This is a genomic window from Phytobacter sp. RSE-02 (assembly GCF_040578655.1).
In the GTDB taxonomy this organism is placed as follows: Bacteria; Pseudomonadota; Gammaproteobacteria; order Enterobacterales; family Enterobacteriaceae; genus Phytobacter; species Phytobacter diazotrophicus.
On sequence record NZ_JBEULY010000008.1, the window covers coordinates 53,375 to 72,112 of the forward strand.

The window sequence follows — 18,738 nt, forward strand, 5'->3', positions numbered from 1 at the left end:
GAAGAAACTATTCCTCTTTTACCGTTTCTTCTTTTACCGTTGTGACCGCGATTTCTTCATTTGGCCCGACCGCAGGCGATGAATTTAACGGCGTTGCCATGGCTGCCAGCGAGCCGCCGGAAATCCCAATTTCATTAAGCAGCGAATCAATCAGCGGTGCCTGGGTTCGGTAGGCGAGGGCGGCAGAGAGCGCCTGCTCCGCCAGATTGCCACCGTTAACCGTACCTGTGGTCGCTTCGCCTGCCGCTCCGCCGCGGTTCAGCCCATCTACCTGAATGATCTTGATACCTTCGATGGACTTCATTGGCTCAACGGATTTCTCGATAACCGCAGGCAGAGACTGCAGAAGTGCCAGTTTGAATTTGAGGCTGGTTTGTTCGTTGGAAAGCACGTTGATCGCATCGTTCAATGCGCGCTGCGCTTCGGCTTCCGCCAGCCCTTTTTTCCGCGTTGCTTCCGCCAGTTCCACGATGGCTGCAGCCTGCAATTCTGCCGCTTCTTTCTCGGCTTTGGCGCGTACCGTCAGCTCAACCGCTTTGGTTTCCGCATCCTGAGCTGCGGCAATTAGCGCAACCCGTTTTGCACGATCGGCTTCTGCGGTCTGGCGTGTGGTTTCTACGTTTTGCTGGGCACGAACGGCTTCCGCCAGTGCGTCGTTGGCTTTCGCTTCCGCCTGAGACTGTTGCTCTGACTTTGCCGCGATGGCGATGGATTTCGTCTGGTTGGCAATCTCCGTCACCTGCTGTTGCTCGATCTCTTTAATGCGAACTTCACGCTCAGCCTCAACTTTTCTGGATCGTACTGCCTGTTCGCGCTCGATTTCACTTTCCTGAATTTGCCGTTCCGCAAGAATACGTGTTTGCTCGGCTTCACGATGGCGCTCTGCTTCGAAGGCGGCGATTTTGGCATTCTGCTCGGCGGTGCGGGTTTTCACCTGCTGCTCCTGCTCAAGCGTCATAAATGCCTCTTGCTGCTCAATCTCAAGTTTGCGCGCCAGGGCATCGCGGTTCTTCTCACGGACTGCGACTTCAACGTCCTGCTCGACTTCGTTACGTTCACGACGACGGCGCTCAGTTTCCTGAGTCAGTTTGGTGAGACCTTCCGCATCAAAGGCGTTGTTCGGGTTGAAATGCACCTTTTCCGTCTGGTTGAAGTTGGTTAACGAGACGCTTTCCAGCTCCAGACCGTTCTTCGACAGATCTTCCGCAACGGTGTTTTGCACACCCTGAACGAAGTTCTCGCGAGTGTCCTGTAACTCATGCATGGTCATCTGGGAGGCCGTAGCACGCAGGGCATCAACGAATTTATCTTCAATCAGCACGCGGAGATCTTCTGGTGACAATGTACGCTGCCCCAATGTCTGTGCGGCAGTGGCAATCCCCTCAATCGACGGTTTTACGCGTACAAAAAAGGCAACAACGACATCAACACGCATACGGTCTTTAGTGATCAGGCTGTCAACCGTAGAACGGCTCACCTCAAGTTTAAGGGTGTTCATGTTAATCGGAATAATTTCGTGGAAGATGGGCATCACAATCGCGCCGCCGCTCATTACCACTTTCTGCCCACCTAAACCTGTTCTTACAAACGCCTGCTCAGCCGAGGCCCGACGGTATAACCGGGCAAAAATAATCCCGATGACCAACAAGACAAAAACGACTATCAGGGCGTAACTCATCCATGAGGGAAATAGATTCAATAGATTTTCCATAATACTTCCTTTTGTTTTTACAATTCATTCGGCCAGGGGTTCAGCTCCGCCAAATAACGGCTGGCGGACAACCGACAAATAATGAGGACTTTATCGCCTCGTTTAAACGTCTTTCCTTCTTCGGGTTCCAGAAGTAAATAATGTACCTGCCCAAACTTATCTTTAAATTTTCCTTCACAGGGGCGTTGAGGCTCCGCACTGTGACCCGTGATAATGGCCATAGCGCCAATAAAATCATCTTCTGTGATCGCACTGGTTTCATCTCCCGGTAGCCAGCGCCCTAAAAATTTACCGGTATAGTGTGTGCAAACACCTGAAAAAATAAGGCAAAAAGGGGTCAGGACTATATTGGGAAGCGGGGTTTGCAGCAGTGTCACGCTCATATGTTGTAAAAAGATGCCAGACAAGCCGAAGCAACCGGCGATAAGGCAAAGGACAACCAGTGCGGGAACGCGACCAAAATTAAGGTAATGGAAAAACTGGTTCAAATGGCCTGAGGCGACGCCGTCATAATCACCCAGATGTGAATCAATAACACCTGAAATAACATTCCCAAAGAACAGTGAGACAATTTCCACAATACCTATAAGCGCCACAAATGCGAGGGCGAAAAAGTAAGGCGAGTAGTATTCAGGAAAAATATCCATATATTCTCCTTGGGTTATTTTTTTAAATCAGACGCATATTTTCGTTAGTATTGAAGGTGATATTATCATAAATGAGGGAGTAACAAAAAGGCAGATGGGCTCCCGGAATATCGTAGGGTAATCGATGAAAACCTTATCGATTACCCCTTTGCGGTTGGCTATGAGGGGGATGCCAGAATTGGCTTAAACGCCTGTATCTGGCGAATCAACAGGAGGAATTGCCGGAGCCGGTTTCACCTCTGCTGACGCATTGCGATTTTCCAGTTCGTTCAGACGTTGCTCGAGCAGGGCCAGTTTTTCACGTGTACGGAGCAGTACCTGTGTCTGTACGTCAAACTCCTCGCGGCTGACGAGGTCAAGGCGAGTCAGTTGCGCCTGCAGAGACTGGCGGATTTTTTTCTCAACATCTTCCCCGAACTCGCGAATCCCTTTTGGCATCGATTCGTGGACCTGACGCGCAATCTGTTCAATTTTTTTCGGGTCAATCATTTGTATGTTCCCTGTTCGGATAGGTTCTGACAATTATTGTAGTGTGATATGCCATAACGATAAACCAGATTTGTTTGAAGGTTACGCGTTGCCGAAGGTAATCAATAGCGTTATAGTTATCCCGCTTATTCTCAGGGCGGGGCGAAATTCCCCACCGGCGGTAAATCAGCGATGTCCAATAGATTTCGCGTAGCGGCAAGGCGGCAACTGAGCGAACTCCAGGAACATAGTCAACTATGTAACTGGGATGAGTGAAGGAAGCCAACGCAGCAGCGGCGTGAAAGATGAAGGACAGGTTGAAAGCCCGCGAGCGCTTTCGATGAAAATCGAAAGGTCAGCAGATCCGGTGTAATTCCGGGGCCGACGGTTAAAGTCCGGATGGGAGAGAGTAACGATTCAGTTGGGCCTGGAGGCCTGCTCGCGTTATTTTTTTATACTCCTAAGACTGCCCTGATTCTGGTAACCATAACTTTATTGAGGTCTTTTACCATGAATCAGACGCTGCTTTCTTCTTTTGGCACGCCATTCGAACGTATTGAAAATGCTTTAACTGCACTGCGCGAAGGTCGCGGTGTAATGGTTCTCGACGATGAAGATCGCGAGAATGAAGGCGACATGATCTTTGCCGCTGAAACCATGACCGTTGAGCAGATGGCGCTGACCATCCGTCACGGTAGCGGCATTGTTTGCCTGTGCATCACCGAAGATCGTCGTAAACAACTTGATCTGCCGATGATGGTTGAAAACAATACCAGCGCTTACGGTACCGGCTTTACCGTTACCATCGAAGCGGCTACGGGGGTTACTACCGGTGTTTCGGCTGCCGATCGTGTTACTACTGTGCGTGCTGCCATTGCCGATGGCGCTAAACCTTCTGACCTGAATCGTCCGGGCCACGTGTTCCCGCTGCGTGCGCAGCAGGGCGGTGTATTGACGCGCGGTGGTCATACCGAAGCGACGATTGACCTGGTGACCCTGGCAGGGTTCAAACCGGCCGGTGTGCTGTGTGAACTGACGAACGATGATGGCTCCATGGCGCGCGCGCCGGAGTGTATCCAGTTTGCTCGCGAGCACAACATGGCTGTTGTCACCATCGAAGATCTGGTGGCTTATCGTCTGGAGCATGAACGTAAAGCCAGCTAAGTGATAGCCGCACAATGAAAAAAATCCGAAGCCGGGCACCGACTTCGGATTTTTTTATTTCCCCGTGAGTACTTGCTGAAAATACCTCATTTATCCGCTTTGTTGATCTCGCTAATGGCGACAACGGCTTGCTACTTATAAAGTGGTACCCATGACGTAGTCGCTCGCGCAACCACATGTGAAGCGTGATAAGGAAGGGGTATGCTGATTTATTGGTGCGGTTTTTTTGTCGTTGTGCTCGTGATGTTCGCGCATATCATGTGCCTGCGCCGGAATTGCAGGGCATTTCGCCAGGATCGTGATGCACAACAGGAAGGCTACCAGCGCGCGTTAAAGATTATCCAGTCCATGCAAGCAAATGAGCAAGGGCAGGCGAAACCCGAAGCGGCTTCTGAAAGCGGCGTTGCTCAATAGGCGCGAGCAACGCCTGATTGTATTAACCAAATCCCATCGTTTGCAGCGCAACCAGGCTAAGGCCCATTACTGACATCCCGCAAAGCACGCCATAGCTTGGGTTGTTGTTGGGGTCTATCTCTTTAGCCAGCGGCATCAGTTCATCAACAGAGAGCGCGACCATAATGCCGGCAACCGCTGCCATGACCGCCGCCATCACCATCGGGGAGACCAGGCTTCCCAGAATCAGCCAGGCTAGAACCCCACCGAGAATCTCGGCAAAGCCGGATATCCCCGCCCAAAAAATTGCCGTTCGTTTTGAACCCGTTGCCGCATAAACCGGTCCGGCAACGGCAAGACCTTCTGGAATATTATGCAAGGCTACCGCCAGGGCAATACCGAAACCGAGTTCAAGGTCGTTACTGGCCGTCACAAAGGTGGCGATCCCCTCCGGAAAGTTATGCAGGCTGATGCCCAGCGTCAATAAGATCGCCGTACGTTGGATCTTGCGGGGGACCGGGTGCTGCGAGCACGAACCCTGCATTAAATCCTGCGGATGTGCATGGGGGAGCATACGGTCAAGGGCAAAGTAGCCCAACAGGCCGATGACGAACATGCCATAGCCCAGCATGGGTGACATACCTTCGGTAGCCAGTGCGGCTGGCAGCATCTCCATAAGGGAGATAAGCAGCATAATGCCGGCGGCAAATCCCAGCGAAAATGCCAGTACACGGTTTGACGGTTTCTGGCCAAGAACCCCCAGAAAGGCGCCGATAAAGGTAGCAGCGCCGGCAAGTAACGTCAGAATCAGTGGGGCTGACATGTATCACTCCTTATGATAATGCTTCTCATTAATGTTAAATATTAATGGGTTCCAAAGCGAGGCCGCCGCATCACCTTTACGCAATTCTTACATTCAAAAATTCTGAATATCTTCATCATGCTTATCTGAGTTCATCACCCGATGAATAAGCGTAATGTGTCTTCATTAAATATGACACACTCAGTAAGGATATCATCATGTCTGCACCTCGCATGCCAGCACTGTTTTTGGGCCACGGCAGCCCGATGAATGTTCTGGAAGATAACGTTTATACCCGCGCCTGGGCTCAGCTTGGCGAAACACTGCCGCGTCCTAAAGCTATTGTGGTTGTCTCAGCGCACTGGTTTACGCGTGGTACCGGGGTAACCGCGATGGAAGCGCCGCAGACAATCCATGACTTTGGGGGATTTCCTCAGGCATTGTATGACACCCATTACCCGGCACCGGGCTCGCCTGCGCTGGCCCAGCATCTGGTTGAACTGCTGTCGCCCGTGCCGGTCACTCTGGATAAAGAAGCCTGGGGTTTTGACCACGGCTCCTGGGGCGTGTTGATTAAAATGTATCCGAATGCCGATATCCCGATGGTGCAATTGAGTATCGACAGTACCAAACCAGCGGCATGGCATATGGAAGTAGGGCGTAAGCTGGCGGCACTGCGCGATGAAGGCATAATGCTGGTGGCGAGCGGTAACGTGGTGCATAACCTGCGTACGGCACGCTGGCATGGCGATAGCTCGCCTTATCCGTGGGCGACCGCTTTCAACGAATTTGTGAAGAATAACCTGACATGGAAAGGGCCGACCGAACAGCATCCGCTGGTCAATTATATGGAGCATGAAGGTGGTTCGCTTTCTAACCCTACACCGGACCATTTCCTGCCGCTGCTCTATGTTTTGGGGGCGTGGGATGGGGTGGAGAATATCTCGATTCCGGTAGACGGTCTGGAAATGGGCAGCCTGAGTATGCTGTCGGTGCAGGTAGGCTAAGGCTTTGTAGCCCCGGGAAGCGTATGCGCACCCAGGGCTCCTTGTCGCACGTTACTCCACAAAAATATGCGGATAGAAACGTGACAGATCCTGGGTGATCAACGCCCGGTCTTCACGAATACCAATACCCGCGGGTTGATCGTTAATCAGCCAACTGCCAATCAGCGTGTAGCTGTCACCAAACCTGGGTAACTGACAGAACTGCTGGACGATCATCCCTTCTTCACCGTATGGGCCTTCCACTTCTTCTACCGTTTTACCGTTTTCGATAATGGACACATTTGCCCCTTCGCGAGAGAAGATAGGCTTAATGACGTATTTTTCCATTTCCGGGTGAGCATCTTCGGCAAACCAGGCGGGTAACAGGTTCGGATGGTTAGGGAACATCTCCCACAGCATTGGCAGGAGCGCTTTGTTCGAAATAATGCTCTTCCATGCCGGTTCCAGCCAGCGAACGCCTGCATCTTCCAGCTTGGTCGAGAAGTCTTCGCGCAGCATATACTCCCAGGGGTACAGCTTAAACAGATTACTGATCACCTGATCCTGCAGATCGGTAAACTGCCCTTTTTCCCCCAGGCCAATATCTTCAATATAGAGAAACTCGCTGGCCACATCCGCTTCTGCGGCGCAGTCTTGCAGATATTGCACGGTACCCCGGTCTTCAACGGTATCGCGACAGCAAGCGAAATGCAGCAGGTTAAAGCCATGCTGTTCGCGTAGCTCTGCAAAACGCTCAATAAGTTTTTCCTGCAGGCTGTTGAATTGATCGCAGCCTTCCGGCAGCTTGCCAGCGGTTATCTGATCTTCCAGCCAAATCCATTGAAAAAATGCCGCTTCATACAATGAGGTTGGTGTATCGGCATTATTTTCCAGCAGCTTCGGTTCGCCGGTGCCATCCCACGCCAGGTCAAGGCGTGAATAAAGCGACGGCTGCCCGGTTTTCCAGGACTGACGTACAAAGCCCCAGGTGTGCTTTGGAATGCGGAATTTCGCCAGCAATTCGTCACTGGCGATAACCTTGTCCACAACCTGCAGACACATCTGATGGAGCTCGGCGGTGACCTCTTCCAGTTTCTCCACCTGGGCGAGCGTCAGCTTGTAGTAGGCATCTTCACACCAGTATGGCTCGCCATACATGGTGTGAAAGTTGAAACCATACTCGGTGGCTTTCTCGCGCCAGTCGGGACGTTCGACAATGTTGATTCTTTCCATGGTCATCAGCCGCCCATTGAACGGGTTGAGGTGCCGCTGGCGCTACGCTGCATAGAGGCGGCTTGTTTGGCCACGGACTGACCAAAACCGCCACGCGTGATGGTGGAGGTCGTTGCAGGTTTTGGTGCCATCGCGGTTTTCGAAACCGTTGCGCTACGGCCAGGCTGGGCTGCACCATAGCTTTTGCCGCTGGCATCGGTGTACTGACCATAGGCCGGGCTGGCCGGGTTTTTGGAGCTGAACAACGGCTGCTGGGCATAACCCGCGCCGCCGCCCATCAGGCGACCCATCATGTAACCCGCCATCAGCGGCATCCAGAAACTGCCACCAGACTGTTGTGCCTGCGCCTGGTTTTCCGTCGCCATACCTGCCTGAGCAGGAGCTTGCTGACACTGACCTTCGCCAAACTCAGCGACGCAATCCTCGCGCGATGCATATTTCGGCGCGGTACGCGCTGCTTCTTTCAGCGCATTGTCATAGGTGGTTTTACATTCGGCGCTTTTGTCCGGGTTCGCCGAAGCACAGTCATCGGCATTTTGATACATTTTTACTGTTTCATCGTTTTGTTCGCACCCTGCCAACATAAAGACGGCAGTCACGGCCAGCGCTACGGGTGTCAGGTGACGCGCGCCCCAGCTTTTGCGAAACATCGCATGATTAATATTTTTTGTCCGTTTCATATTTGTCTTCCGAGACCCACAGGTATTAATAAAAGGTCAGGATAGTGGATGAGTGTCTGAAAATGAAGCAGGAGGCGGGTCAGCAGGGGGGATCTTTACGTTGCCTTACGTAAAAACGGGGGCTGTATGCCCCCGTACGATAATAATGGGAAAAAAGAATTAATGCGTTGTTTTGCGCACGCTGGCCGGCTGTGTCTGAGGAGCCTGTCCGTTTGCCATCTTCTCAACGCGAGCTTCTTGCTCTGGGTTTTCCGGTGCCACATTTTCTGGCGAGGTAGAGATAGGTTTACCCAGTGTGTTGTTCAGCGCCAGTAGATCCTGTTCATTCAGGGTGCCGAGAGCAGATTTAATATTCAACTGGTTAATCAGATAGTTATAACGCGCGCTGGAAAGTTGTTGCTTCGCGTTATACAGCGTGGTGGTTGCGTCCAGTACGTCCACAATGGTACGTGTACCCACGGAGTAACCTGCTTCCATCGCATCCAGAGAACTTTGCGCAGAAACAACGGCTTGTTTATACGCGTTGATGCTACTGATGGAGGCATTCACGTTATTGAAGGAGGAACGAACGGTCTGTACAACGCTGCGGTGTGCGCTTTCCAGTTGCTCGCTTGCGCCAACAAAGTTGTACTGTGCCTGTTTCACCTGCGAATTCACCATCCCGCCCTGATACAGCGGCAGGGAGAAGCTCAGGCCCACTTTATTCTGACCAATTTTGCTGTCGTCATACTGGGCGCTGTTGGTACGGGAGCCGCTGTAAGAAGTATTCGATACCGCAGTAGACGCGGTCAAATCGAGCGTCGGCAGATGACCATCTTGCGCCTGGCGAATCTGCTCACGCGCCAGATCCTGGCTCAGACGTGCCTGCAGCAACGTCAGGTTGCGGCTTTCTGCGTCCTTCAGCAGTGTGTTCACCGCTTGTGGTTTGTCTGTTTTGAAGCCATCAACGTTCAGTGATGCCAACTGCGGATAGTAATTACCGGTGACCTGACGCAGTGACTCGACGGCATTGTCGAGATTGTTACGGGCGGTCACTTCGTTAGCCAGTACGGTGTCATACTGTGAACGGGCGTTCTGTACGTCGGTAATCGCAACCAGACCCACATTAAAACGCTGGGTAGTTTGGTCTAACTGACGGTAGATAGCCTGTTTCTGCGCTTCGGTATAAGAGAGCGAGTCAATCGCGCTTAATACGTTAAAATAAGCGGTGGCAGTATTCAAAATGAGCGTTTGCTGATCGGTCTGGTACGTCACATCCTGGATGCCTGCGGATTTTTCCTGTAACGTCAACGCACGCCATTTGGACATATCAAACAAGGTTTGCGTAAGCTGCAGGGAGCCGCTGGTGGCGTTGGAGTTCACACCATTGCTGTCGCGATAGCCATTGCTGTAGGTGTAATCCGCACCCAAACCCAGCTGTGGCAGTAACGGGCTGCGCGCTTCGTTAATTTTCTCGAAAGCTGCATCACGATCGGCGGCGGATTTACGCAGATCGGGGTTGCTTAAACGCGCCTGCTGATAAACCTGCAATAGGTTTTCTGCCTGGCTCATAGCACTGAAACCTGTCAGGCTCAGGCCGATAAGAATGGGGAGCAATTTCTTCATTTGCATTCCTTGTTGTGAAGCATGAATAGCGCTGATCTAAATTCAGAAATATTCGCCGATTCTAACAGAGAGCGCCACCGCTGAAGGTTGGCGTAAAGTGCCATCCGACGTAAATTTGCCCCAATCTATCACATGGCGCTTTAAACGGCAGTCAAACAGGCTTGAAAACCACAAAATCAACATTAATTAATAACAGGATATCCGCATGAGTAAGCCAGAAACCTCTGCTGTGACTTTCACAAAAAACGATGTAGAAATTATTGCACGGGAAACGCTCTATAGCGGTTTTTTTTCGCTCGAACTCTACCGTTTTCGTCATCGTTTGTTCAATGGTGAGATGAGCGGTGAGGTACGGCGCGAAATTTTTGAACGCGGTCACGCTGCAGTCTTGCTACCCTTTGACCCAGTAAGGGATGAAGTGGTGTTAGTAGAACAGATTCGCATTGCTGCGTTTGATACCAGCGAAAGCCCGTGGTTGCTGGAGATGGTGGCCGGCATGATCGAAGAGGGCGAGTCTGTTGAAGATGTCGTTCGACGTGAGGCGGTAGAGGAAGCCGGGCTGACCGTGGGGCGGGTAAAAAAGATGTTGAGCTATCTGGCAAGCCCTGGGGGCACCAGCGAGCGCTTATCCATATTGGTTGGCGAAGTGGACGCCACGCAGGCCGAAGGTATTCACGGTCTGGTGGATGAAAACGAAGATATTCGTGTTCATGTGGTGAGCCGGGAACAGGCTTATCAGTTGGTAGAAGAGGGGAAAATCGACAACGCAGCGTCTGTCATCGCCCTGCAATGGCTGCAACTGCATTATGAGAGCTTACGAAACGAGTGGAAAAAATGAAGCGTTATACACCTGACTTCCCTGAAATGATGCGCCTGTGCGAGACCAATTTCGCGCAGCTCCGCCGCCTGTTGCCGCGTAACGACGAGGCAGGCGAAACAGTGAGCTATCAGGTGGCGAATGCGCAATACCGGTTAACGATTGTCGAGTCCACCCGCTACACTACGCTTGTGGAAATCGAACAGACCCTGCCCGCAGTCAGCTATTGGAGCCTGCCATCAATGACAGTGCGCCTGTATCACGACGCGATGGTAGCCGAAGTGTGTTCGAGTCAGCAGATCTTTCGTTTTAAAGCGCGTTATGATTATCCGAATAAAAAGTTGCATCAACGCGACGAAAAGCATCAAATTAATCAGTTTCTGGCCGACTGGCTACGTTACTGTTTAGCACATGGAGCAATGGCGATTCCGGTTTGTTAGCGTAGTGAAACCTAAGGACACCATTTGGAAAGCCTGTTAAACCTTCCTCTGGCTGGTGGGGCCAGAGTCAGGATATTACAAATTACAGACACTCACCTGTTTGCCGAAAAACATGAAACGTTGTTAGGTGTGAATACCTGGGAAAGCTATCAGGCCGTACTGGATGCCATTCAGGCCCAGCAGCGTGAGTGTGATTTGATTGTCGCCACGGGCGACCTGGCGCAGGATCAGACCGCTGCGGCTTATCAGCATTTTGCTGAGGGCATCGCAAGATTCGGTGCGCCTTGTGTCTGGCTGCCAGGCAATCATGACTTTCAGCCGGCGATGTATACCGCACTGCAGGAAGCAGGAATCTCCTCATCCAAACGGGTAATCACTGGCGATAACTGGCAAATTCTCCTGCTTGATAGCCAGGTATTTGGCGTTCCGCACGGTGAGTTGAGTGAATTCCAGCTCGACTGGCTGGAAAAAAAACTGAGTGCCAGTCCTGAACGTCATACGCTGCTATTGTTACATCATCACCCGTTGCCTTCGGGATGTAGCTGGTTGGATCAACACAGCCTGCGCAATGCCGCAGAGCTGGATAACGTGCTGGCGCGTTTCCCACATGTTCGCTACCTGTTATGCGGGCATATTCACCAGGAGCTGGACCTCAACTGGAATGGCCGCCGCCTGTTAGCGACGCCATCGACCTGCGTGCAGTTTAAACCGCATTGTGCCAATTTCACGCTCGACACAATCGCGCCGGGCTGGCGCTGGTTGGATCTGTACCCGGACGGAAGCCTGCAAACTGAGGTCTGTCGTTTGCAATGCACGCGGTTCAACCCGGATACCGCGTCAGAAGGATACTGATGGCCACGCTCCTTTATTTGCATGGTTTTAACAGCTCGCCGCGTTCTGCGAAAGCGACGCAGTTGCGTCATTGGCTGGCTGAACATTACCCTGATATCAACGTTGTCGTTCCCCAGTTACCCGCTTACCCGGCGCAGGCTGCGGAACTGCTGGAATCGTTGGTGATGCAACATGGCGGGCAGCCGCTGGGTATTGTCGGTTCGTCCCTTGGGGGCTACTACGCAACCTGGCTCTCTCAGTGTTTTACGCTGCCAGCGGTAGTGGTGAATCCTGCCGTTCGCCCGTTTGAATTGCTGGCAGAGTTCCTCGGTAACAACGAGAACCCCTACACCGGGGAGCAATATGTGCTAGAGTCTCGCCATATTTACGAGCTCAAAGTGATGCAGGTCGACCCGCTGGACGCGCCGGATTTAATCTGGTTGCTGCAACAGACAGGGGACGAAGTGCTGGATTACCGCCAGGCCGTGGCGTATTACGACGCATGTCGTCAGACGGTAGAAGAGGGCGGTAACCATGCATTTGTGGGCTTTGAGAATCATTTCACACAGATTGTCGATTTCCTTGGGCTCCATTGAGCCCGCCGGGAAACGAAGCGGTCACTATCTACGAACACACCATGACGCAATCCTATAACGCTGATGCCATAGAGGTACTCACCGGGCTTGAGCCGGTTCGCCGCCGTCCGGGGATGTATACCGATACCACCCGTCCCAACCATCTTGGTCAGGAAGTTATTGATAACAGCGTGGACGAAGCGCTGGCAGGCCACGCGAAGCGCGTGGATGTCATTCTGCACGCCGATCAATCTCTCGAAGTCATTGATGATGGTCGCGGTATGCCGGTGGATATTCACCCGGAAGAGGGGGTACCTGCGGTCGAGCTGATTCTTTGTCGTCTGCACGCTGGCGGCAAGTTTTCCAACAAGAACTATCAGTTCTCCGGTGGCTTGCACGGCGTAGGGATTTCTGTGGTCAACGCCCTGTCTCGCCGCGTGGAAGTGAACGTGAAGCGTGACGGTCAGATTTACAATATCGCTTTCGAAAATGGCGAGAAGGTCAGTGACCTCAAGGTTGTCGGGACCTGCGCGAAACGCGCGACCGGTACCAGCGTCCATTTCTGGCCGGACGAGAAGTTCTTCGACAGCCCGCGTTTTTCCGTCTCCCGCCTGAGCCATCTGTTGAAAGCGAAAGCTGTGCTGTGCCCTGGCGTGGAAATCACCTTTAAAGATGAGGTGAACAACGCCGAGCAGCGCTGGTGCTATCAGGACGGTCTGAATGACTATCTTGCCGAAGCGGTAAATGGCCTGCCGACGCTGCCGGAAAAACCGTTTATTGGCAACTTTGCGGCTGAAACCGAAGCCGTGGATTGGGCACTGCTCTGGCTGCCGGAAGGCGGTGAGTTGCTGACAGAAAGCTACGTCAACCTGATTCCTACCATGCAGGGCGGTACTCATGTAAACGGTTTGCGTCAAGGGTTGCTCGATGCGATGCGTGAGTTTTGCGAATACCGCAATATTCTGCCGCGCGGCGTGAAGCTCTCGGCGGAAGATATCTGGGAACGCTGTGCATATGTGTTGTCGGTGAAGATGCAGGATCCGCAGTTCGCCGGGCAGACCAAAGAGCGTCTGTCATCGCGCCAGTGTGCGGCCTTTGTTTCCGGCGTAGTGAAAGATGCCTTTAGCCTGTGGCTGAACCAGAACGTGCAGGCCGCAGAAATGCTGGCGGAAATGGCGATTTCCAGCGCCCAGCGTCGCCTGCGTGCCGCGAAGAAAGTGGTGCGTAAAAAGCTCACCAGTGGCCCGGCGCTGCCAGGCAAACTCGCTGACTGTACCGCTCAGGATCTCAACCGTACCGAGCTGTTCCTAGTGGAAGGTGACTCGGCGGGCGGTTCTGCCAAGCAGGCGCGCGATCGTGAATATCAGGCGATCATGCCGCTGAAAGGTAAGATCCTGAATACCTGGGAAGTCTCCTCTGATGAGGTGCTGGCTTCGCAGGAAGTGCATGATATCTCTGTGGCGATCGGTATCGATCCGGACAGTGACGATCTGAGCCAGTTGCGTTACGGCAAGATCTGTATTCTGGCGGATGCTGACTCGGATGGTCTGCACATTGCGACGCTGCTGTGCGCGCTGTTTGTGAAACATTTCCGCACGCTGGTGAAGAACGGTCATGTCTACGTTGCTCTGCCGCCGTTGTATCGTATCGATCTGGGCAAAGAAGTTTACTATGCCCTGACCGAAGAAGAGAAAACGGGTGTGCTGGAGCAGCTTAAGCGTAAGAAAGGCAAGCCAAACGTGCAGCGCTTTAAAGGTCTGGGTGAAATGAACCCGATGCAGTTGCGCGAAACGACGCTTGATCCTAACACTCGCCGACTGGTGCAGCTCATCATCAGTGATGACGATGATCAGCGGACAAATGCAATGATGGATATGCTGTTGGCCAAGAAACGTTCGGAAGATCGTCGCAACTGGCTGCAGGAAAAAGGTGATATGGCGGATATTGAAGTTTAAGCCACTGAGACTCTTCAGGCCTGGTGGCCTGAAGAGTGTTTGCCTCAGTTAGTCCATTATCGCTTTCTGTTTCGACGAAAGGGGCTGTGTTTCAGGGGCAATTTCCGGCCAGAGTTTTTCATATTTTACCCCAGTCAGATCTTCCACAATGCTGCGTGTTTCAGGTGTTACTGCGGCACGTGAACCATTCTTTTTCAGTCTATCTACTTCATCAACAAACATTTTGTGAGTCTGTTTATTCAAATGGAAGGTCAGAGCCTGCCATAAGGCGAGAACCAGCAAACCTGCGGTACCGATAAACAGTGTCATGGCAATGGTATGCACTGCTTGTTCTGGCTGGACCTGGCTGCCTTTTACAAAACCGCCCTCCTGCAAAATAAAACCGACAACAAAGGTTGCGATAGCGACGGTGGTTTTGCGAGAGAAGGTCATCACCGCTGCAAACAGACCTTCACGGCGCTGGCGCGTAATCATCTCATCAATATCCGGAATAAACGGGAAGACATTCCACGGGGTAAATTCCAGAACACAACGACCGACCTGGTACAAACCGGCCAGGATAATCAGCAACAGGGCTTTTTGCTCCGTCGGGAAGAGATAAATCAGCAGAATACCGCCAAGGCAAAGCATCATCGTGCTGTAGGCAAAAACATAAAGTTTTGATGGGCCAAATTTGATGATAGCGAAACCGGCCACCAGCGTAACGGGCAGACCGATGATACTCATCGACAGCAGGCTTCCCGCAAACGCGGAGGAAACTTGCAGGCAGTAGACGCAGAAAAAGACGAAAACGGTATTGTAAATGTCTTTGGCGGTAAACGAGAGCAGATAGATGGCCAGATGTTTACGGAAGGCTCTCACTTTCAGCGTTGATAAGTAGTCTTTAAAAAGGCCCAGAATATTGACCCGTGAAGCTGAGCGATCGCTTTCCAGTTCGGCAAGCATTTCCGGCGTTAATTCGCGCTCCCATGTCACTTTCCACGAGATAAATACGCAAACCATAAAAGCCACGGCAAATACGATGCCGTTTATCAGATAAGCTTCGGCACTCTTCTCGCCGAGGTAGCCAATGAGCAGCCCCGGAATAAATGTGGCGAGAAAGGTTCCCGTTGCAGAAAGAAACATACGCCCCGTAGAAAGTTTTGTCCTGGCGTTGAAATCTTTGGTCATTTCAGAGGGCAGCGTTTCCCAAGGGATAAGCACCATGGCAGCGATAATTTCAAAGGCAAGATATACGCTGAGATAGAACCAGTAGTTCATACCATTAAGCCAAAGAAGGGCATAAACCAGCATTAACGGTGAACCAATCAGCAGGAAAAATCGGCGGCGACCAAATTTCTTACCAAGGGTATTTTTATAAAAATGGTCTGTGAATGTTCCCATGAACAAACTGATAATAGCATCGACAATTCGCGCTATAGCTACGATGGAAGCAGCTTCTAATGGCGAGAGGCCCACAAACGTTGTGTAATAAAATAATAGCCATGCGCCAATGACGGTAAAAGCACCACCACCCATGATATCGGTAAGGCCATAACCGATACTGACAGGTATGGTAATTTTTCTTTCTGAATTCTTCATGTTTTATCTCGATTATAAAATCAGAAATTGAAATAAGAACGGGCGTTGTCAGCGCAAATTCCTTTGATCATACTGGATAAAATATCCATATCTTCTGGTACTTCGCCCCGATCCACCCAACCGCCTATAAGATTGCAAAGAATACGTCTGAAATAATCATGGCGGGTATAAGACACAAAACTACGGGAATCCGTAAGCATGCCAATAAAATTGGCAAGTAACCCTTGATCGGCCAGAGTCATTAATTGATTGACCATGCCACGTTGGGTATCGTTAAACCACCATCCAGAACCGAACTGCATGGGTGATTTAATCCCTTCTTCGCCACTCTGAAAATTAGCCAATGCCGAGGCTACAATATCGTTATAGCCAGCGTTTAAATTATAGAGAATGGTTTTAGGCAGACCATTATTTTCCGCCATTGCGTTAAGCAGGGCATTTAAATTCGCAGCCAGGTTCTGTTGGTCGGCAATTGAATCAAAGCCACTATTAATACCAATAGCGTGATATTGCGGCATATTATTATTTCGGATAGCACCGAAATGAATCTGCATTGCCCACTCTTTTTGCTTATAGAGAGCAGCGAGTTTTACAAAGATAATGCTGTTCCATGCCTGCATCCCTTCGGCGGAAAGTGTTTGTTGCGCCATTCTGGCCGCAAAAAGCGCCTCTGCTTGTTCATCGCTGACGCGCTGGTAGCTCACTTCTACCGGGCCATGATCGGAAATACGACAGCCAACCTCATGGAAGAAATCGATACGCGCGGCAATCGCAGCAATGAATGATGAAAAATGCGTAATATTGACTGAACTTATTTCAGCGAGCTGAGTGATAAATTGGCTAAACCGGATGGGATCCGCTTCGAATAATTCATCGGGACGAAATGTCGGTAGTACGCGCGTAGCAAACCCTTTCTCATTTTTAAGAAGTTGGTGATATTTCAAATCATCCAGGGGTTTATCCGTCGTGCAAATAATTTCAACATTTGACCGAGAAATAAGTGCGCGGGGTGAAAAATCACTGTTTTTTAATTTATTGTTACATTCATTCATCACCTCACGCCAGTTGTTACTGTTTAGCGGGGTGTGAATATCAAAATAGGTGGCGAGTTCAAGATGTGTCCAGTGATATAACGGGTTACCAAAGCTGGATTCAACCGTTTTAGCCCAGGCTTCAAACTTCTCCTCAGCAGAAGCATGGCCTGTAATATATTTTTCCTGAATGCCATTGGCGCGCATGGCTCGCCATTTGTAGTGATCACCTTCAAGCCAGAGCTGGGTTATATCGCGAAAAGGTTTGTTTTCGAAAATGTCCCGGGCTTCAAGATGACAATGATAATCCAGTATTGGTTGCTTCTTCGCATAGCGCGTATAGAGCGTTTTTCCTGCTTTGCTGTTAATCATAAAATCGTCGTTAATCAACGTCATGATTGACTTGCTCCTGAAATTTTAACCTAAGGAATTTTTGTAAAAGTAATAACTGAGCTGTATTTACGGTATACCTAAAAACCGTTCAGTCTACTACCATACCAGATAAGTTTTTAATTATGTGAAGGGGGTCAAATTTTGAAATAGTGTTTTAACTGTATTTGTGTTTCGATTATTAACGGATGCTTAACATATTGTTTAATCTATTTAACCTTGATTATTGATTCAGAAAATCTATTGATTATTAAAGCCCATCGTTTTACTGTACTGCTTATCAGCTACTAGTATGGTAGATATTTTTGCTCATTCGGGTTGAGGTTGTTCTATGCAGATGACAATGCGGTGGTTTGGGTCAACAGAGGACAAAGTTTCTCTGGAATATATTCGTCAGGTTCCGGGCGTAGAAGGGGTTGTCGGTGCGTTGTACGACATCCCGGTGGGTGAAATATGGCCCGAAGATAAGATTGAAGCGCTGGTCGGCCAGGCCACTGCCGCCGGCCTGAAAATGGAAGTCATCGAGAGCGTTAATATTCATGATGACATCAAAATTGGTCTACCGAGCCGCGATCGTTACATTGAAAATTACCAGCAAACCATTCGCAATCTGGCGCGATTTGGTGTGAAGGTCATTTGCTACAACTTCATGCCTGTTTTTGACTGGATGAAGACGGACATGAACTACGTTCTGCCAGACGGCTCCCTGACCATGGCCTTTGAGAAAAAGGATATTGATAAAAGCCTGGAAGAGGTGGTGAGTGAGGTGCTCAGTAATTCAAACGGCTTTGCACTGCCTGGGTGGGAACCAGAACGTCTGGCGCAGGTACAGAAATTATTTGCCAGTTATAAAGGTGTCGACGACGAAAAATTACGGGAAAATTTAGTTTATTTTCTCAAGGCAGTCATTCCGGTTTGTGAAGACGTTGGTGTCAAAATGGCAATTCATCCGGACGATCCGCCGTACTCTATTTTCGGCCTGCCGCGCGTTGTCAAAAATCGTCAGGATCTGGATTGGCTCTGCAACGCCGTCGATTCAGAAGCCAATGGCATCACTCTGTGCACGGGGTCAATTGCAGAAGACCCTGAAAATAATGTCTACGAGATTCTGGCTGAATTTACCCGTCGCAAGCGTATTCATTTTGCCCATGTGCGTAATATTAAACTGATTAAGGATAAAGACTTTTATGAGTGCGCACATCCGTCACAGTACGGATCTCTGGATATGTACAAAGTGATGCAAGCACTGCACGACAATGGTTTTGATGGTTATATTCGCCCGGATCATGGCCGTTTTATCTGGGGGGAAACCGGTCGTCCGGGCTACGGATTATACGATCGCGCGCTGGGTGTCACTTACCTGGTGGGCCTGTGGGAAGCGTTGCAAAAACAGTCGGCGTAATGTTCTGAAACTGGCGGTATTGCCTCG

General features: G+C 50.7%; 18 protein-coding genes and 1 riboswitch. Of the genes, 9 read left to right on the plus strand and 9 right to left on the minus strand.

The window, feature by feature from the left end:
• Positions 1-7: 7 nt before the first annotated feature.
• The 3 genes from ABU190_RS17170 to ubiK form a co-directional block, all read right to left on the minus strand.
• Positions 8-1,711: a flotillin family protein gene (locus ABU190_RS17170; protein WP_354691940.1), complete on the minus strand. Its 1,704-nt coding sequence runs from the start codon at positions 1,709-1,711 to the stop codon at positions 8-10.
• A gap of 17 nt (positions 1,712-1,728) precedes the next feature.
• The gene (locus ABU190_RS17175) at positions 1,729-2,358 is read right to left on the minus strand and encodes an OB-fold-containig protein (protein WP_354691941.1); all 630 of its coding nucleotides are present in this window, start codon (positions 2,356-2,358) and stop codon (positions 1,729-1,731) included.
• Between the two features lie 183 nt (positions 2,359-2,541).
• Positions 2,542-2,847 (minus strand): ubiquinone biosynthesis accessory factor UbiK, encoded by a 306-nt coding sequence (ubiK, locus tag ABU190_RS17180; protein ID WP_039078104.1) that lies wholly within the window; start codon positions 2,845-2,847, stop codon positions 2,542-2,544.
• A gap of 123 nt (positions 2,848-2,970) precedes the next feature.
• Positions 2,971-3,241, plus strand: a riboswitch (FMN riboswitch).
• Positions 3,242-3,336: 95 nt separating this feature from the next.
• Here ubiK and ribB point away from each other — a divergent pair.
• Entirely contained in the window at positions 3,337-3,990 is a 654-nt protein-coding gene (gene ribB / locus ABU190_RS17185; RefSeq protein WP_039078103.1) for a 3,4-dihydroxy-2-butanone-4-phosphate synthase, read from the plus strand.
• Between the two features lie 201 nt (positions 3,991-4,191).
• Complete coding sequence (locus ABU190_RS17190; RefSeq protein WP_039078102.1) at positions 4,192-4,404, plus strand: hypothetical protein; 213 nt, start codon at positions 4,192-4,194, stop codon at positions 4,402-4,404.
• Between the two features lie 22 nt (positions 4,405-4,426).
• Here ABU190_RS17190 and zupT read toward each other — a convergent pair whose 3' ends face one another.
• Positions 4,427-5,206 (minus strand): zinc transporter ZupT, encoded by a 780-nt coding sequence (gene zupT / locus ABU190_RS17195; RefSeq protein WP_039078101.1) that lies wholly within the window; start codon positions 5,204-5,206, stop codon positions 4,427-4,429.
• Positions 5,207-5,403: 197 nt separating this feature from the next.
• On the opposite strand from zupT, the gene ygiD reads away from it, so the two are divergent.
• Positions 5,404-6,192, plus strand: coding sequence for a 4,5-DOPA dioxygenase extradiol (gene ygiD, locus ABU190_RS17200; RefSeq protein ID WP_039078100.1), 789 nt, complete (start codon positions 5,404-5,406; stop codon positions 6,190-6,192).
• Positions 6,193-6,243: 51 nt separating this feature from the next.
• On the opposite strand, the gene ABU190_RS17205 is transcribed toward ygiD, so the two are convergent.
• From ABU190_RS17205 to tolC, 3 genes are all read right to left on the minus strand, one after another.
• Positions 6,244-7,404 carry a glutathionylspermidine synthase family protein gene (locus tag ABU190_RS17205; RefSeq protein WP_354692053.1) on the minus strand — a complete coding sequence of 387 codons (1,161 nt, stop codon included), beginning with the start codon at positions 7,402-7,404 and terminating at the stop codon, positions 6,244-6,246.
• Between the two features lie 5 nt (positions 7,405-7,409).
• Positions 7,410-8,084, minus strand: a complete 675-nt coding sequence (locus ABU190_RS17210) for a DUF1190 family protein (protein WP_039078099.1) — start codon at positions 8,082-8,084, stop codon at positions 7,410-7,412.
• Positions 8,085-8,243: 159 nt separating this feature from the next.
• Entirely contained in the window at positions 8,244-9,689 is a 1,446-nt protein-coding gene (tolC, locus tag ABU190_RS17215) for an outer membrane channel protein TolC (protein ID WP_039078098.1), read from the minus strand.
• A 205-nt stretch (positions 9,690-9,894) separates the two neighbouring features.
• On the opposite strand from tolC, the gene nudF reads away from it, so the two are divergent.
• Genes nudF through parE form a run of 5 tightly spaced genes read left to right on the plus strand, consistent with a single transcriptional unit; the run spans position 9,895 to position 14,307 of the window.
• Entirely contained in the window at positions 9,895-10,527 is a 633-nt protein-coding gene (gene nudF / locus ABU190_RS17220) for an ADP-ribose diphosphatase (RefSeq protein WP_039078097.1), read from the plus strand.
• Entirely contained in the window at positions 10,524-10,946 is a 423-nt protein-coding gene (locus tag ABU190_RS17225; protein WP_039078096.1) for a DUF1249 family protein, read from the plus strand. The genes nudF and ABU190_RS17225 overlap by 4 nt, the downstream gene beginning before the upstream one ends.
• Before the next feature lie 24 nt (positions 10,947-10,970).
• On the plus strand, positions 10,971-11,798 hold the full coding sequence (cpdA, locus tag ABU190_RS17230) for a 3',5'-cyclic-AMP phosphodiesterase (protein ID WP_039078095.1): 828 nt from the start codon (positions 10,971-10,973) through the stop codon (positions 11,796-11,798).
• Complete coding sequence (gene yqiA, locus ABU190_RS17235; protein WP_039078094.1) at positions 11,798-12,373, plus strand: esterase YqiA; 576 nt, start codon at positions 11,798-11,800, stop codon at positions 12,371-12,373. The genes cpdA and yqiA overlap by 1 nt, the downstream gene beginning before the upstream one ends.
• 41 nt (positions 12,374-12,414) lie before the next feature.
• Entirely contained in the window at positions 12,415-14,307 is a 1,893-nt protein-coding gene (gene parE, locus ABU190_RS17240) for a DNA topoisomerase IV subunit B (RefSeq protein ID WP_271849769.1), read from the plus strand.
• Positions 14,308-14,355: 48 nt separating this feature from the next.
• On the opposite strand, the gene ABU190_RS17245 is transcribed toward parE, so the two are convergent.
• On the minus strand, positions 14,356-15,888 hold the full coding sequence (locus tag ABU190_RS17245; protein ID WP_354691942.1) for an MFS transporter: 1,533 nt from the start codon (positions 15,886-15,888) through the stop codon (positions 14,356-14,358).
• Positions 15,889-15,908: 20 nt separating this feature from the next.
• On the minus strand, positions 15,909-17,315 hold the full coding sequence (uxaC, locus tag ABU190_RS17250; protein WP_354691943.1) for a glucuronate isomerase: 1,407 nt from the start codon (positions 17,313-17,315) through the stop codon (positions 15,909-15,911).
• A gap of 325 nt (positions 17,316-17,640) precedes the next feature.
• Between uxaC and uxuA the strand changes: the two genes are divergently transcribed.
• Positions 17,641-18,711: a mannonate dehydratase gene (gene uxuA / locus ABU190_RS17255; RefSeq protein WP_354691944.1), complete on the plus strand. Its 1,071-nt coding sequence runs from the start codon at positions 17,641-17,643 to the stop codon at positions 18,709-18,711.
• The last annotated feature ends 27 nt before the right edge of the window (positions 18,712-18,738 follow it).